Source organism: Vibrio sp. 10N.222.55.A1, assembly GCF_041473835.1.
GTDB classification, from domain to species: Bacteria; Pseudomonadota; Gammaproteobacteria; order Enterobacterales; family Vibrionaceae; genus Vibrio; species Vibrio crassostreae_C.
Genome location: NZ_JBFRSX010000048.1, coordinates 14,149 through 29,121, shown reverse-complemented (window position 1 = coordinate 29,121; position 14,973 = coordinate 14,149). Strand labels below are relative to the sequence as shown.

Genomic DNA, 14,973 nt, shown 5'->3' with positions numbered 1-14,973 from the left:
GTTAGGTTAGTAGTCAGCCATTCAGAACAGCGCGCTCTATGTAGTTCTGTAACAAACCTACATCCAACTTTGATTTTCCTATTCTTAGCTACTCTTTCATAAACTAACTTAGATTGTTCTAACAATATTAGAGCACTATCCCCCTCCTTTTGAAAATAAGGACATAACTTCCGCAATCCAGAAACTACGATCGCACTCTTCCTATTTTGAAAAAAAATAGAGCAGCAGTTTTATCAATTGAGTAACAAGCCGAAATTATACCCAATAAATTTCACATCAAACTCCAAGCCTTTACCTTACAACTACAGATAGAGCTTTCTTCAACCAAATTCTTGGATAACCTATACTCAAAGGTAAACAAATGAAACTATACATTCCGAGCGCCACGCTCAGTGTTTTGTTACTTTCTCCGAGTTTCGCGAGTGCCGAAGATATACCTGATTCACACGAATTGCGTAATTTCTCGATGCGTTCACAAAGCTCTGGGATAGCCCCACCGCAAGAAGTACTCGGCGTTTATGTTGTCAATTCTGGTCCTGGTCTGGATACCGGTTGTACCTATGCTTCTGGCGGACCTCTACTTATCTCTTTACCTGTTCCTATGGTTGTCAGCCCCAACGTTTTACAAAGTGACGGGAGAATTGCCCCAAGTAAACTGGGCGATATGCAGCAAAAAGGCGTTCTCGGTTCTAACGCAAGGATTAGCATGCCGGTCTTCGACATAGACTCCAATGCCAACGTCAGTAATATTGCTCCAGAAATAGATATCGTATCTTTTAACGGAAAGTCTTTAGGTACGCTGCAAGGCGCTGATAACCGTTGGACGGATACTAACCTTCAAGTCGATATCAGTGATGTCAAGTTCGGCCAAAACAATGAGATTCGCGTCGATATTGATACTGGCAATACGGGAGACAACTGGTGTATGTCTGTCGATTGGGTCTCAATCGAGTTTGATGTTGCCATTCCTGTGATTCTTGCTCATGGCATTGCTGCACAATCAGACACTTGGGATGATGATACGGCTCCAGGCGTGCTTTCTACACTTGATGACTATGGCATTCGTTATACTCGTTTCTCTGCTGACAAAAATGGAACCACAGCGACTAACGCTAATATCTTGAACAACAAAATTCAGGGTTTTCTCGATGAGTTGAAATCCGACAAAGTTCACGTCATTGCACACAGTAAAGGCGGGCTAGATACCCAAAACCTCAAAGCACTTAGCCCTTCCTTTGAGATAACCTCCCTTTCTACTTTCTCCACACCTCACCTTGGTAGCGTCGCAGCAGATTTGTCGGTGATAAAAATGGACCACTACGCCGATATCTACAGTAACGTCAGTACCGATCCAAATAATTACGCTGGCAAGTACATGCAACTCCCAAATATTCCGTTTGCGGGTCCTAAAATGCCTGGTATCCGTGATCTAACAACGGATACAGCATCAAACGCGATCCAAATGCGTACTCGCGGCAATATTGCAAATACATTTTCTATTGGGGCAAATGCCGATCTCAACCAAGACGGTGTTATTGAGAAAGATCCTGATATCGTTGGCCTATTCCCGTGGGGATCGCGTTGGGCAGGCGTTACCGCTTGGCAGGCGCTAAGAAGCTTTAGTTCTGCGGCCTACCTCGATACTCAAACTCAATCGGTCACAATGCCAAGTGTGCATGGACCACAAGCTCATCCAATCACCATAGTCAGTTACCAAGCCATTCAAACAGTACCGCAAGAAAATGATGTTGTTGTGACCTTGGCAAGCGCTAACCCAAGTTATACCAATGCATTGGGTAACGTATTGGCTAACCACTCAACAATGAAAACGGGACAAAACGTTGAACGCTTTCTACAACAAATTATTTCAATGCGCTAAGGAGTGGCCACAATGAAATTCATCAAGCAATTAGTGATGGTGTTCAGTCTTTTCTGTACCTTCATCACACCGGCTATCGCCAGTAATGCAATACCCGTTGGGATGAGTACAAGCACGACACTATCTCAACCAGTGACTAGTAACGATAACGAAGTCACAATGCTATTTACCATCGACAAAGCGGAAGCCCTAAAAGCAGAAATCATCGTGCCGTTGGATGATGCAACCGTATATTTAGTCAAGCCTAACGGGCAAGTCGCAACATCATCCAATGATGTGCAAGCGAACATACTTTCAGGTGACACACAAAGTCCGCCGCTACCGGGCAGCTATTTATTTTTGCCTGAAGTAACTAACCCTGAACCTGGCGAATGGAAGATCGTCGTTGATTTTCCAAACCCAAGTTACAACACAGTAATTATTGCTCAGGTTGCGATCCAATCCCCTATTGCGTTTGGCATGGCGATAGCTGCAAACCAATTTGTGGTCGGTGAACCAGTTCCCGTTTCTGCATTACTGACAAACAAAGGGAATCCAATCACAGGTGCCCAAACCAGCGCAGTGATCATTGATGAAGCTGGAATAAAAACACGCCTGACGCTTAAAGATGAGGGTGTCAATTTCGATGCTATTGCTAAAGATGGTGTCTACAGCAATATTTTCGTTCCACCCGCTGAAGGGGATTATCTAATTGAAGGCATAACGTCTTTTGAAGAATATGGAACAACTATCACTCGCCAGACAAGTAAAAAAATCCACGTACTACCCTCTGACATTGAATTTGTCAGCCTCTCACTCGCTCCACTGTTTTCCTCTGAAGGCTGTGTTATTGCCTTAGAGCAGCGCTTGGAACTTGATGTTAAATCCGCGGGGGATTTTGCCATTCATGGTTACCTCACCGATGGAATTGACGAGCTGAACACAAGCAAACGTCTGCAACTCAAACCTGCGAAGCAAATCGTCACTCTACAGTACTCAACTGAAGATATTTTTGGCGCGTTTGATTCAGCGTCTACTTTGACCTCCAACCCGACGATCATCTACGCAATCACTCAAGATGACATACGAATTTCAGCCCCTCGAATTCAGTTTGAAGAATTTATTGATTTAGCATCTTTTGAGCGTTGCCGCGAACCGATTGAAGTCACGGGGAGTTTAGTCACCACACCGACTATGTCGCAAAATGGAACCTACATTGATTCGCTGAGTTTTGAGTTTCCTATCCATGTTACGCGCAGTGGAACTTACACAGGTTCGGTAAATATCGTTGGTGCAGCCGGAGAGTATTTAGAGCTAGTGAGTTTCCAAGAACCGCTTGAGGCTGGCGAAAACACCATCAAGTTTACCGTTCCTGGTGACACGTTTAAGCAAGCCGATGGTCCTTATGAACTGAACGCACTGCTAATCTACAGTGGCGTTGACTCCTATCGACAAGGAGTTCTCGGTCAAACTCCACCATACCAAGCCTCTGATTTCAGTCCGCCAGTGAATGTGACCCTCCCCTCTAACCTATTCGGTTTGGAAAGAGAAAACTGGCAAGCAACCCCGGCAACACAAGTCACGCAACATCGTGTCGGTGGTTACTTGAGAGCGGGGGCTTCAATCCCATACGACTACGAAACACTAGCGAGTTTTGACTTAAGTGAGGTTCGAGGGAAAATCAAACAGGCTACGCTTATTGTTGACTTCGGAGATTCAACCCTTCAATTTCCATTCAACAATGTGACTGCGCATATCGTTAATCAAACTTGGTCTCCAAACACACTGGATTACGACACGTTCTGTGAGTCTTTTACAATATGTGCAGCATGGAGTAATCCACTTACTACATTCAACAACGTAGAAGCAGGTCAAACGCTTAGGTTTACCAACTCTAAACTATTAGAAGCATTAAATGAGAAGAGAGTGTCTGGGTTGAACAAACTAGATATTGCTCTTACCTCTTCTCCCTATGAAAGAAGTTTCTTCATTAACGTTAAGCAGGTGTCATTATTCATCGAGTACTGATCCTAAAACTGAAATAGAATAAGGCCATGCCCAAGGTATCGCTTTGGGTATGGCCTCTCAGAGTGAACGGTGATGAACTTTGCAAGCTTCATATATTTATTCTGTTAGAGCACCCTCAACAGCAGTGATAAAGCACACTAATCACTATAGACTCCATCAACCAACAAAATGAGATCGAAGTTTTATCCAAAAATGCCAGTAGTCCCAACAACCGGGTGACTCCACAGGTCTATCCATCCCATCACCAATTTTTTAGGTGACTTTAAAGATGCCCCTACACTAGTCTGATAGCTAAAGTTAGAATAGACCCGTTAAGTATCATCGATTTACAAAACAGAGCCAAAATATCTAAATAAAAACAGTGAGAAGCGATACAATAATCAAGTTGCAAAATTGCAGCGTGGGACACCTGCCCACTGACAGCCCATTCACAGAGAACCATAAAGTAGCCTCACATGTCTAAAGAACCCGGTTTCACTACAGAATACAAACTCGACAAGACGTTTTTCGCGGAGTGTTATGATCAAACTAGCCTTCCGACTCAATTTCCAAAAGCCTACTTAAAAGGAATACTGTTTCTTATTTTTGGTGTGGTTCTACTGGAATTTGAACTATTACCTAACGGCTATGTTGGCTGGTTCTTTATTGTTTTGAGTGTGATTGAAGCATTCAGTGTGTACTGCAAAAGAACCTGGTGGTTATGGCGACAAAAAATCAGCTCAGGCGCAGGCAGCAAAATTGTCTTTCAAGGTGACGCTAACGGAGTAAGTTACAAAAACCACAAAGCGACCAACACCATCGCGTGGAGTGACATCGACCAACTTGAGCAGACCGATCTTGGTTTTATCCTGCATATCGGTAAACAGCGCCAATATGTGAGTAAATCTTGTTTAAACGATGAAGCTATTGCCTTCATGATTGAACACCACGCCGCATCAAAAGCGAAATAACACCAATAAATGCCTGCTGATTTAGCAGGCATTTTTCTATCACTTTTAATTCTACGTATCGAATTACCGGACAATAACAATGAATACCGTGTACCAAATCAGTGATTGCCACCTTTCCGATGAATCCAGCTATGAGAACCTGCGCAGAGCACTGGAATACGTCAACAAAGACACGGCATGCAAGACCATCTTTCTGACTGGTGATATTTGTTGTAACCCAAAGTCTGGCGACTACGTTCGATTAGAGGCATTCATTAGGCAACACATTAGCGACCAATCCATTTACGTGATTGCGGGTAATCATGATGACTCTCGCTTAATGCGCACAGAGCTAAAAGGCTCGACGATTTATGTCACCGACAAAGCCACCATCGGTGAACGAGAGTTTGTGTTCCTAGACTCAAGCTTCAAGCCGCTAGACAGCCGCCACCCACTTGGTTCAGGGCGTATTGATAACCGCGGCATGGCTCAGCTAAAACAACAATTGAGAAAGGCCAATGATCCTATCGTGGTTGTTCACCACCCTGTCATTCCAGTCGGTGCAGATTGGATGAAAGCGATCCGCCTAGAGAACGATACTGATGTGATGAAAGTGCTTCGAAAATATCGCGTTCGTGACGTGTTCTGCGGTCATGGCCATGATGAAATAACAGCGACACAGCAAGGCATAACTCAATATATGGCCCCGTCGACAGCCTATGGCTTTGACCACTCGATCAAGGAATACAATCGCAGCGAGAAGATAGGATTAAGTCGAATCTCGTTCTGTACTGATTCCATCAACTACCAAGCTGTCTATTTTTGAACCCTATCTTACTGTCTTAAACCTCATAGATTAGCTTTCAAATAAACCAAACTATATAGAGCTATGCCAATAGAAGAGGCTTGCGGCGATTCAATTTATCAATCTGTGATTGAAGCCCACAACCCAACTTCCACAACGGGTCAACGTTCAGTAGAAGAAATTACCTGGTTAGCACTGATGACTGTAAAACAAATGCACGATTTAGTTCGGCGCAATCTCGAAAACGAAGAGCTCGAAAACTAAAAGTTTGAAAGCTGAATACGTAGGATTATCGCCCCACTCTCACAAGTGACCAGAGCCTTGCAAACGTTATTACCCTAAGGTTTGCTAGCAAGGTCTTTGTGATTGATAATAAAAGCAATATAGGCGCAAGTTAGCGCTTTTTTATCACCTAGGTTTATATTGAGGCTATATGGAAATCAAAGTACTAAAAAGCTTTGTGGCTGTCGCGACACATTGCAGTTTTTCAAAAGCTGCAAAAGAGTTAAATACCGTTCAACCTGCCATTAGCCGCCATATCACAAGCCTTGAACACGAACTTGGAGTGAGCCTATTTTTCCGTACATCTCGCGAAGTCGTCATTAGCGCCGCAGGGCAGCACTTACTTAAAGATGCGATTAGACTCATCGAACAAACGGAACAAGCAAAACAGTCCGCGATTCGAGCTTCTTCTGGTTGTATTGGTACTTTAACTATTGGTTATCTTGGAGGCGCAACTCTGAGCTTTTTGCCTCGTTTAGTTCGACAGTATATTGCTGAAAACCCCAATATTGATGTTGATCTTGTTGAGATGACGGCTTCTGAACAGATCGAAGCTCTGGACAAACGAGAGATCGATATTAGCTTCTCTCGCCCACTGCCGAACCTGCTTGTTGATGATTACACCTCGGTGACGATTTATACAGATAAGCTTGTTGCTGTTTTGCCCGTCACCCACGAGTTGGCTAAATACTCCACCATTCAAATGAAACAACTGCAGCAAGACCCTTTCATCTTATTTGAACGTGAACAAGCGGTAGGATTATTTGACTCCATCATTACTCAATGTGACCTATCTGGATTCTCTCCAAATATAAAAAAACAACCCAACAACATGCAAACCGTGTTAACCCAAGTCTCTTCTGGCTTAGGTGTATCTATCGCACCGCATGCAATTCGTGATTTACGCAGTGAGGGATGTGTATTTGTTAATCTTGAATCTGTGGACGTACAAATGCCATTAGTGATGACACACCATTCGCATACTCTATCCCCTACAGCCAGTGTCTTTGTTGCTGTCGTACAGAGTGAAATTGAGGCGATTCAACAAAACATGGCTTAGAAAGTTATCTATACCAGATTCGTATAGAATTTAAATCAAATGGTTATTTTTGTTATTCAATCGCTAACCTTAGACTTAGCTCATCGAAATCATTCATTAAAACGATGAACCAAAGTTAAGGTGTCACCATGTCAAAATTGACTACAGAAGTGTTGAGCACAGGACGTTTATTACTGATGTCGAGCGCAGTCTCGGCAACTGCTGCAAACCTTTATTATAACCAACCCATCTTACCTAAGATCGGCGCAGAGCTAGGGTTAACAAGCGAACAGCTAGGCGCAGTGCCAGCTGCCGGTCAGATTGGTTATGCCGTGGCATTGCTATTCTTATCGCCCTTAGGAGACACGTTACCCCGCAGACGCCTAATAGCGATCTTGTCTGTCATGTTGGTGTTGTCATCTTTTGTCGCGTTTACTGCATCTAGCTTAGTGGCTCTGGTTGTTGCGTGTTTTGCGATTGGTTTGAGTGCCAACATCACTCAGCAGCTGATTCCATTTGCAGCGTCACTAAGTACTCCAGAAACGAAAGGAAAAGTCATTGGCACATTAATGACAGGCCTAACTGTGGGCATCTTGCTTTCGCGTACACTCAGTGGGTTCATCGGTGAGCAGTTTGGGTGGCGCGCGGTATTTATGATGTCAGCAATTATTGCGATGGTCTTTGGTGTGTTGCTGTATGCCTTTTTACCGACGAACACGCCGACAACGAAAATACCTTACCTTAAACTGGTTGCGAGCATGGCCACGTTAATCAAGCAGCATGCGACACTGCGTACTTCCGCTTTAACTGGCGCGCTTTGGTTTGCTTCGTTCAATGCGCTGTGGGCGACGTTAGCTCTGCATGTCAGTGAATCTCCGTTTAACTACAATGCACAACAGGCAGGAATGTTTGGTGTTATTGCTCTTGCTGGAGTCATTGGAGCAAAAGTTTCAGGGTCACTGGTGAGCAAGTTTGGCTCTCGAAACATGATCAGTATGGCGTTAGTTATTATTACTGCTGGTTTTATTATATCGGGGCTTTTCGCTGACACATTGGCTGGATTGATCGTCGGTATCATTCTCATCGACCTTGGGGTATTTAGCGCTCAAGTATCGAACCAAGTACGCGTATTCTCAATTGACCCACAAGCTCAAAGTCGTATCAACGGAATCTATATGCTTGGCTACTATCTCGGTGGTGCGTTTGGTTCATTTGTGGGAATTCAGGTATTTGAACGTGCGGGTTGGATTGGTGTTGTGGGCTTTAGTATTGCAGTCGTGATATTGAGTTTTATCGTTAACCGTTCAAATAAGCAATAAGTCACCTCGTCTTAATTCTTGAACTTACCAATATGCACAACGGATATTCACTCTGTAATTGATAGCAAATTACCACCCAGTGATTTGCTATCGTTCTAGATCTAATAAGGCAGTAGTAACTCTACTCTCTCAAGTTTTGAATATCATGATTCTCAAACAAGCTTTCCCGCCTAGAGCGCTGTTATGCCTTTGCGAGATGATCTTGGTCTATTCTTATCATTTAGACGACTGAGTTCCGAGGCTTTGAGTATGAATAAACTGTTTTTAATCTTATTGGTTTTTCTTTTGTCCGGATGCGGAACAAGTGATAGTGCTTTGATTGAGAGTGGTCACAACACCTCTTACATACAAGGTTTTCATGACGGTAGGCATAGCGGCATGCAAGAAAGCGGCAATAGCTTCGAAAACTACATAAAAGATGGAAAGCGTTTTGAATCAGACAGTGACTACAAGCAAGGCTGGATCGCGGGTGAGTCTGAGGGGAAAAAGCTACAAGCAGAAGCAACAGCGATCGGTAAAGGTGCCGCTGCTAGTTATCCTCAAAAATCGACAACGACGGATTTAGATGAAGTAGCAAAAGACACCTTAAAAGGCGTCGATACATCGGGCTTAGAGAATTTAAAATAAAGGTATAACAAAGCTAAGGTTAGGCTCCTGAATAACTCGCACCTTGCCCTACGCTTACAAATGCACCTGAGCAAAAATTGATCTGCATCAGCATATAGTTTAATAATGATTAACTACTAAACATTCATAATACAAATTGCGCAATACTGAATTGAGAGAGTTCATTTTTACGTTGTTGGTGATTTCATGGATGTACACACCTTAGCTATATATACCTCTTTGTTAGCAGCTACGGTTGCGAGTGCTATGTTGTTAACGCATAAATATATACTCGCAGGCACCACGTTAGGGGTAAATTATATTGCTTATGCTGCTTTGCTGTTAGGAGCCAGTGTTACCCCGCTTTCGTTCGGCGTTATTCAATCTTCAGAATCCATTGTTTTTCTTTCCAATGGTGCATACGCAACGGCTTTTGGTTTGTTACTCGTCGGTATAACCGTGTTACGCGGAGCAAGTCGATCTTTTCTCGTAATATCAATCATCATTAGCTCCCTTGGCATTAGCTTCTTCCTTTATAGCGCCCTAATTGCGCCTTCTGTAACTTCTAGGATCGAGGCTCGAGGCTCGAAGTATTCTCGTTGTGACGATATGTATCTTAGCCCTCTGTGCAAACTATTCAGGGGAAAAGCACGATAACAGAGAAGCAAAGTGTCTGTTGAATCTGACCCTGTTTATCAACATTCTCTATATGGCAATTAGGGGCGTACTTGCTCATACCAAAGGAACGAATTCGAACTATTACCTGATATCAGATATTCATAAATTGTCTTTCGTTATCATGACAATCACAATTGTTAGCCTCGCATTTTCAGTGTTTTGGATCTTAACTGATCGTTTGTTGAAGCAGACCTATCGTTCATCGATCACTGATGAACAAACCGGCCTTTATAACCGTAGAGGCCTAGCAGAACTGATACCCAAGCTTGTTCAACCAGGCCGAGAGAGTGACATTTCTGTACTGATTGCCGACCTAGATCACTTCAAAAAAATTAATGATACCTATGGTCATGACAAGGGAGATGATGTGATTAAGCACTTTGGTCAAATTCTTGAAGATACATGCCGCACAAGCGATTTCTGTTTTCGCTATGGTGGAGAAGAGTTTGTTGTCATGTTACCTAGAGCGAATAAAGTTCAAGCAATGCAGATAGCTGAAAGAATAAGAAACCACGCAAAACACAACTCCAATCAAGAGCTCTCTTCTGGCACGTATACTGTCAGCATTGGAGTGACTCAAGCCCTCATAAACGATGACTGGAATTCATTAATTAAAAGAGCGGATAACGCCCTCTACGACGCAAAATCTCAAGGGCGCGATTGCATTGTTGAGCGTTAAGGCGAGTTGTAAAACAGTGTAAATACTCTTCCATCACAAAACATGTTGGCTAAGATTCAAGAGGTTAAACACACACAACCAGTAAGGTTAGCAAGGATGCGCTTTTTCGGTTTGTTTTAGCGATAGCATTATTGGCGTAACTCCCTTAAAGCAACTCTAGAATTTTCCGCCATTTACCCATTCTGCTTTTGGTGGCACGGGCTCTTGGTTTACCCATATCTCTTTAATTTGACCTCCCTCAACTCGGAATAGATCAAAACGCGCAACCTCGAGACCATTATCAATAACTCGGCTGTAAGCTGCTACGAAGTTACCTTGACCGACAATCTTGAACACTTGGTCATAGCCACCAATATAGCTATCTAAAGGGCTCACATCTGAGGCTTGATAAACGGCTAGCTCTTCGTGCTGGAGATACTTTGATAGCTTGTCTTTCTGCCCTAGTACCATGACATCACATAAAAAATCACGGATAAGGTTCTTATTCTCCTCTGTTTTATCTAAGTCAGTATGATTGATTGGCCCTTGCAGTCGACCTTCCCCTTCCGTCGGTTGAGCTTCGAAGGCAGAAATCACATCCCAATGTTCAATAATTTTATCGTCATTATCGGTATCGAATAGATCCGTAGTCACCCACTTATATTCGCCATTATTAATATCTTGGAATGCTTGAACAAACACGAATTGGCCATCGACGATTGAACGTATGATCTTTATGTCTCTAACAGGGCAGCGTTTTAAGAACGGTTCGAAGAACTCAACAAAACCATCAATACCGTTGCGAACCCCAGTGCTATGTTGAGTATAACGTTGACCGGTGTACTTCGTTACCGCCTCTAATGCATGACCATCTCGGATACCTTCCATATACAGATTAGTCGCATTCGCTAGCTTATTGCTCATAGATAGTTTCTCCAAACTTAATAGTGCCAAAGTACGTTATTTAGCTCGTACACTGAAACTCAGAACTAGATTGTCTCAGGTGTCCTTTTAACTGTCGGATTGTTGAATAGGCTCTTCGCGTCGCTATTCAAAACCAAGTTAAGCTCGATATACGTCTACAGCATATCGAGCCTTTACAACCTAATTGGTCACTGTGGTTACTGTTTGGCGTGATAAGCTTTAGATACTGCGTAGCTATCCTCAAACCAGTTCCAACTCTTCACTTTGCCATCTTCAACCTGAACTCGAACCGCCCAGCTGAATTTACCCGTGTCTACACCAGATTCATTCGCAATGGCACTCATGCTGCCCATGAATACTGCTTGGTCGCCGTTTACAAAACTATAGTCTGTTGACCAGCTTGTGACTTTCAAACCTGCGCCAAATAGAGGAAAGAAAGTGTTGAGCACTTTTTCTTTTGACTCCCAGTTACCGATCCAAGGGATGTCGGCGTCACCTTCGTTGTGCCAGACAAAATCATCGGCCATTAATGACTCGAGTTTTGCCATATCACCTGAGCCTGCCGCCCATAAGAATGCTTGAGCCGTTTCTAGTGTCTTTGCTGAATCGACTGCTTTTGTTTCATCTGCAAGGGCTGGAGTGAATTGAAAGAAAGCCAGAAGACTCGCTAGACCGATAAGTAGATTTTTCTTTAACATTTTCTTTCTCCTGATTGTCAATTTTGAAGCTCAATGCGTGGGAGATTAAAAGTGCCATCAGTGCATGCTTTGAACTTCAGTTCTGTTTGTTGCCTTGTTGAGATAACTATAGCTGTGCTAAATTTTTGGTAAACTCACTAATTGAACACGTTGGATATGCGCAAATGCACAACATAAGATGGGATGACCTGCAATATGTTCTAACAGTGGCGAATGAAGGATCCCTGTCGGCCGCGGCAAGAGCACTTGGTGTAAACCACAGCACCGTTTTACGTCGTATTGACACCTTTGAGTATCGTCACAAATTACGAATTTTCCATAAACTTCCTACCGGATACAAACTAACGGTTGAAGGGCAAAAGCTTCTGGAGTCAGCTCTCGCTATCGAATCCACAGTAAGAGAATTGGAGCACAAGGTTTTTGGACAGGAATTGAAGCTAGAAGGTACGCTAAGAATAACGACGACCGATGCGTTATCTCGCCTCATTCTGGGTACTCATTTGGCTGCTTTTCATCGGCTTTATCCAAAAATTCAGTTAGAACTCAGCCTCACATCTCGTCAATTGGATATTTCACACCTAGATGCAGATATCGCGATTCGCCCGGCAAATGAGTTGCCAGCCCATTTAGTTGGGACCAAGTTAAGTAAAATTGCCTTTGGTGTTTACGGATCGCCAGAATATATAAATGGCCTTAAGAGTAAGCACCCCTTAAAGTCTGCATCTTGGTTAATGATGCATAGAGGCAGTGCTTCGCTACAGGTTTCTGAACTGATTTCGGAAGACAAAATTGTCATGAAAGCCGACTCTTTTGAGCCCCTGATCATCGCGGCTGAAAATCAGATGGGGTTAGCCTACTTACCCTGCTTTTTAGGTAACAGTAAGGGAACTCTGCAAAGAGTAGATATGGAAGTGATGCACCAAAATACAGACCTATGGATGATGACTCATAAAGATTTAGAAGATTCAGCCAAAGTAAAAGCATTTTTTAATTTTATGAAAGGCGCAATCAAATCAGACCATAATCGGTTGGCCGGATTTGATTATTAGAGAACGAGTGCCGGCTCTTCACCATTAGGCTTACGAACAAAATGACACAAAGCCCACAGCACAAACAAAGTCACAGTCAGCTCCCAAGCGCGTAGGAAGGTACTTTCCAACCCCAAATTACTACTGGTCATGTACAACTGAATCGGCAGCATGGTCGCTAATAACGCATCGGCATGAACGTCTCTGGCTGAACCTTTCGCTTTGGCCATTGATGCGGTGATCATAAAGGCAAATAAACCCAACACTATGGTGTAGTAACCGAATGTAGACTGATGCCCTGCCATCAACAAGGTGAACACCGCGGCTACTGCACAGCCGCCTACTTGAGTTTGAAAACGGCGGTCAACCACGTCGATAAAGCTTTTGTGTGTGGTTTGGGTTGCAGCAGCAATCACTGGCACCATGCAGAACGTTGCAGAGATGATGTCGACAATCATCAAGAATGCCAAACCAAGACCAATCAACGCGAGTGAAATTGCTCTGTTCTCAAATGTGACAGGCTGTTCTTTAAATACAGGAGGCTTGCTTCCTTGCTCAACAGGGAACAGAGCCACCATGGTTTTTGCTACTACCATGGTAATCAACATGGATAACAAAATTTCATGAATACGCATCGGCATATCCATGGTGGTGTGCTGAGCAAACACGACAATCAAAATCCAGTTGAAAGTTGGCATCAACATTTGACCTTTCTTTGCCGGTGTAGTAGCTCGACGACGCATAAAATCGAAGAAGAACAGGCTAATGGTCCACACCACAAACGGATGCTGTGAAAATACCTCAGTCACCACCAGCGCTGTACTTGCAGCCAATAAAGTGGGTGACAAAGTACGGATCAGGCCAAGCCAAGAGTAATCTTTATTCTTGGTCATGATGATGGTTGGATACAACGCCAGATAAACGGGAGAGTCTAGGTTTAGTAGCTTTCCCAACACCATACAAATCGTCACAGTAAGTGCGACGCGCAGCGCTTCATTACGTTGAGACTGACCCTGTGCAGTGTTTTCGAATGTCCACATAGTCATCTCCTATTAATAGATGTAGCGAAATGTTGAAACCAAGTGAATCCAAGCCGAGCCAATAACGTGCATTATTGGGTTACCGCTTTCAACAATCACACTCGCTCGTGAACCTGAGATCATCGAAGGATCCAGTTCGTTAACGGTAATGCGGGTACGTACTTTCTGTTGCTCACGGATCCAACGCGTATCATTAGTCACGCTAGACAGCTTGCCATTGGCATTATTGGTGTCGTAAATCGCACGCTCTTGGCTACTCACTTCACCCGTAAAGACTTTGCCCGGTAGCGCATCAAAAGAGACCAAAACTTCGCGGCCATTAGTAAGCTTATCAATGCCTTTCTCATTGAAGTCTGCACTGATCCACGCATGAGCTTCGTCCACCAGCAGCAATGATGAAGTGCCTTGAGTGATATAACTGCCCGATTGCAATTGTAAGTTGGTCACGACACCTTCCGTTTGCGCGACGACTTGAGTGTGGCCTAAATCCAGTTCCGCACTGGCAAGTTTTGCTTCTGCTAATTCAATGGCCGCTGTGCGGTCTTGGGTCGATAACTCAACCTCAATGCGTTTCACTTCCGCGTTCGCAGCTTCAACCGCACTACTCGCAACTTGTGTATTGGTGATTGCATCATCAAGATCTTGTTCAGTCGCAAGCCCTTTGTTACGCAGTTTTTGGTTACGTGCGAGTTTCTGTTTCGCGTTGTGATATTCGAATTCTCGTTGGCTTTGTGTTTGTTTCGCTGCTGCTAATTGCTGCCATTTCGCTGAGTCAGAATCACGCGCTTGATTCAGTTCGGCTTGCGCTTGTGCCACTTTCAATTGGTAGCTACTGGCATCGATAGCAAATAATGGTTGACCTTTTTCAACCAACTCGCCATTACTAACCATGACGTCGGTAATTACGCCGGACACTTCTGGCGCAATGGTCGCCACGTTACGATACAAAGTCGCTTGAGTGGTAAAAGGGGAAACATTATCTGAGGTGACTAAAAAAGCGGAGAACAAAGCTGCCGCTGAAAAAACAGTGTAAATCGCATATCTATAAAAATTTTCATTCATGCTTGAGCCTAGTTTTCAT

14 protein-coding genes are annotated in these 14,973 nt (G+C 43.7%); 10 read left to right on the top strand and 4 right to left on the bottom strand.

Annotated elements, in window-relative coordinates; all coding sequences use genetic code 11:
• The first annotated feature begins 361 nt into the window (after positions 1 to 361).
• The 9 genes from AB4493_RS15250 to AB4493_RS15210 all read left to right on the top strand — a co-directional run bounded on the left by AB4493_RS15250 (position 362) and on the right by AB4493_RS15210 (position 10,223).
• Complete coding sequence (locus AB4493_RS15250; RefSeq protein WP_372155330.1) at positions 362 to 1,879, top strand: esterase/lipase family protein; 1,518 nt, start codon at positions 362 to 364, stop codon at positions 1,877 to 1,879.
• A 12-nt stretch (positions 1,880 to 1,891) separates the two neighbouring features.
• Positions 1,892 to 3,886 carry a choice-of-anchor X domain-containing protein gene (locus AB4493_RS15245; protein ID WP_372155328.1) on the top strand — a complete coding sequence of 665 codons (1,995 nt, stop codon included), beginning with the start codon at positions 1,892 to 1,894 and terminating at the stop codon, positions 3,884 to 3,886.
• A gap of 455 nt (positions 3,887 to 4,341) precedes the next feature.
• Entirely contained in the window at positions 4,342 to 4,836 is a 495-nt protein-coding gene (locus tag AB4493_RS15240) for a YcxB family protein (protein WP_017059097.1), read from the top strand.
• Positions 4,837 to 4,915: 79 nt separating this feature from the next.
• Positions 4,916 to 5,641, top strand: a complete 726-nt coding sequence (locus AB4493_RS15235; protein ID WP_372155326.1) for a metallophosphoesterase — start codon at positions 4,916 to 4,918, stop codon at positions 5,639 to 5,641.
• 63 nt (positions 5,642 to 5,704) lie between these two features.
• Positions 5,705 to 5,884, top strand: a complete 180-nt coding sequence (locus tag AB4493_RS15230) for a hypothetical protein (RefSeq protein ID WP_017059095.1) — start codon at positions 5,705 to 5,707, stop codon at positions 5,882 to 5,884.
• Between the two features lie 169 nt (positions 5,885 to 6,053).
• Entirely contained in the window at positions 6,054 to 6,962 is a 909-nt protein-coding gene (locus tag AB4493_RS15225; RefSeq protein ID WP_102333226.1) for a LysR family transcriptional regulator, read from the top strand.
• Positions 6,963 to 7,090: 128 nt separating this feature from the next.
• Positions 7,091 to 8,260 carry an MFS transporter gene (locus AB4493_RS15220; protein WP_102333225.1) on the top strand — a complete coding sequence of 390 codons (1,170 nt, stop codon included), beginning with the start codon at positions 7,091 to 7,093 and terminating at the stop codon, positions 8,258 to 8,260.
• 249 nt (positions 8,261 to 8,509) lie between these two features.
• Positions 8,510 to 8,887 (top strand): hypothetical protein, encoded by a 378-nt coding sequence (locus AB4493_RS15215; protein WP_240798951.1) that lies wholly within the window; start codon positions 8,510 to 8,512, stop codon positions 8,885 to 8,887.
• Between the two features lie 655 nt (positions 8,888 to 9,542).
• Positions 9,543 to 10,223 (top strand): GGDEF domain-containing protein, encoded by a 681-nt coding sequence (locus tag AB4493_RS15210; RefSeq protein WP_133151389.1) that lies wholly within the window; start codon positions 9,543 to 9,545, stop codon positions 10,221 to 10,223.
• 156 nt (positions 10,224 to 10,379) lie between these two features.
• On the opposite strand, the gene AB4493_RS15205 is transcribed toward AB4493_RS15210, so the two are convergent.
• Positions 10,380 to 11,126, bottom strand: coding sequence for a nuclear transport factor 2 family protein (locus AB4493_RS15205; RefSeq protein ID WP_017059089.1), 747 nt, complete (start codon positions 11,124 to 11,126; stop codon positions 10,380 to 10,382).
• A 197-nt stretch (positions 11,127 to 11,323) separates the two neighbouring features.
• Positions 11,324 to 11,824 (bottom strand): nuclear transport factor 2 family protein, encoded by a 501-nt coding sequence (locus AB4493_RS15200; protein WP_017059088.1) that lies wholly within the window; start codon positions 11,822 to 11,824, stop codon positions 11,324 to 11,326.
• Between the two features lie 164 nt (positions 11,825 to 11,988).
• Here AB4493_RS15200 and AB4493_RS15195 point away from each other — a divergent pair, with 164 nt between their 5' ends.
• Entirely contained in the window at positions 11,989 to 12,873 is an 885-nt protein-coding gene (locus AB4493_RS15195; protein ID WP_017059087.1) for a LysR family transcriptional regulator, read from the top strand.
• Here the strand turns inward: AB4493_RS15195 and AB4493_RS15190 are convergent.
• Positions 12,870 to 13,892 carry a DUF2955 domain-containing protein gene (locus AB4493_RS15190; protein ID WP_136974843.1) on the bottom strand — a complete coding sequence of 341 codons (1,023 nt, stop codon included), beginning with the start codon at positions 13,890 to 13,892 and terminating at the stop codon, positions 12,870 to 12,872. The genes AB4493_RS15195 and AB4493_RS15190 overlap by 4 nt on opposite strands.
• Before the next feature lie 12 nt (positions 13,893 to 13,904).
• Positions 13,905 to 14,954, bottom strand: a complete 1,050-nt coding sequence (locus tag AB4493_RS15185; RefSeq protein ID WP_372155323.1) for an HlyD family secretion protein — start codon at positions 14,952 to 14,954, stop codon at positions 13,905 to 13,907.
• Between the last annotated feature and the right edge of the window lie 19 nt (positions 14,955 to 14,973).

Bases quoted from the DNA above. Each gene is read 5' to 3' on its own strand.
- AB4493_RS15205 (WP_017059089.1), bottom strand. From the start codon at position 11,126: ATGAGCAATAAGCTAGCGAATGCGACTAATCTGTATATGGAAGGTATC.
- AB4493_RS15240 (WP_017059097.1), top strand. From the start codon at position 4,342: ATGTCTAAAGAACCCGGTTTCACTACAGAATACAAACTCGACAAGACG.
- AB4493_RS15230 (WP_017059095.1), top strand. From the start codon at position 5,705: ATGCCAATAGAAGAGGCTTGCGGCGATTCAATTTATCAATCTGTGATT.
- AB4493_RS15190 (WP_136974843.1), bottom strand. From the start codon at position 13,892: ATGTGGACATTCGAAAACACTGCACAGGGTCAGTCTCAACGTAATGAA.
- AB4493_RS15215 (WP_240798951.1), top strand. From the start codon at position 8,510: ATGAATAAACTGTTTTTAATCTTATTGGTTTTTCTTTTGTCCGGATGC.
- AB4493_RS15200 (WP_017059088.1), bottom strand. From the start codon at position 11,824: ATGTTAAAGAAAAATCTACTTATCGGTCTAGCGAGTCTTCTGGCTTTC.
- AB4493_RS15220 (WP_102333225.1), top strand. From the start codon at position 7,091: ATGTCAAAATTGACTACAGAAGTGTTGAGCACAGGACGTTTATTACTG.
- AB4493_RS15235 (WP_372155326.1), top strand. From the start codon at position 4,916: ATGAATACCGTGTACCAAATCAGTGATTGCCACCTTTCCGATGAATCC.
- AB4493_RS15245 (WP_372155328.1), top strand. From the start codon at position 1,892: ATGAAATTCATCAAGCAATTAGTGATGGTGTTCAGTCTTTTCTGTACC.
- AB4493_RS15185 (WP_372155323.1), bottom strand. From the start codon at position 14,954: ATGAATGAAAATTTTTATAGATATGCGATTTACACTGTTTTTTCAGCG.
- AB4493_RS15225 (WP_102333226.1), top strand. From the start codon at position 6,054: ATGGAAATCAAAGTACTAAAAAGCTTTGTGGCTGTCGCGACACATTGC.
- AB4493_RS15250 (WP_372155330.1), top strand. From the start codon at position 362: ATGAAACTATACATTCCGAGCGCCACGCTCAGTGTTTTGTTACTTTCT.
- AB4493_RS15195 (WP_017059087.1), top strand. From the start codon at position 11,989: ATGCACAACATAAGATGGGATGACCTGCAATATGTTCTAACAGTGGCG.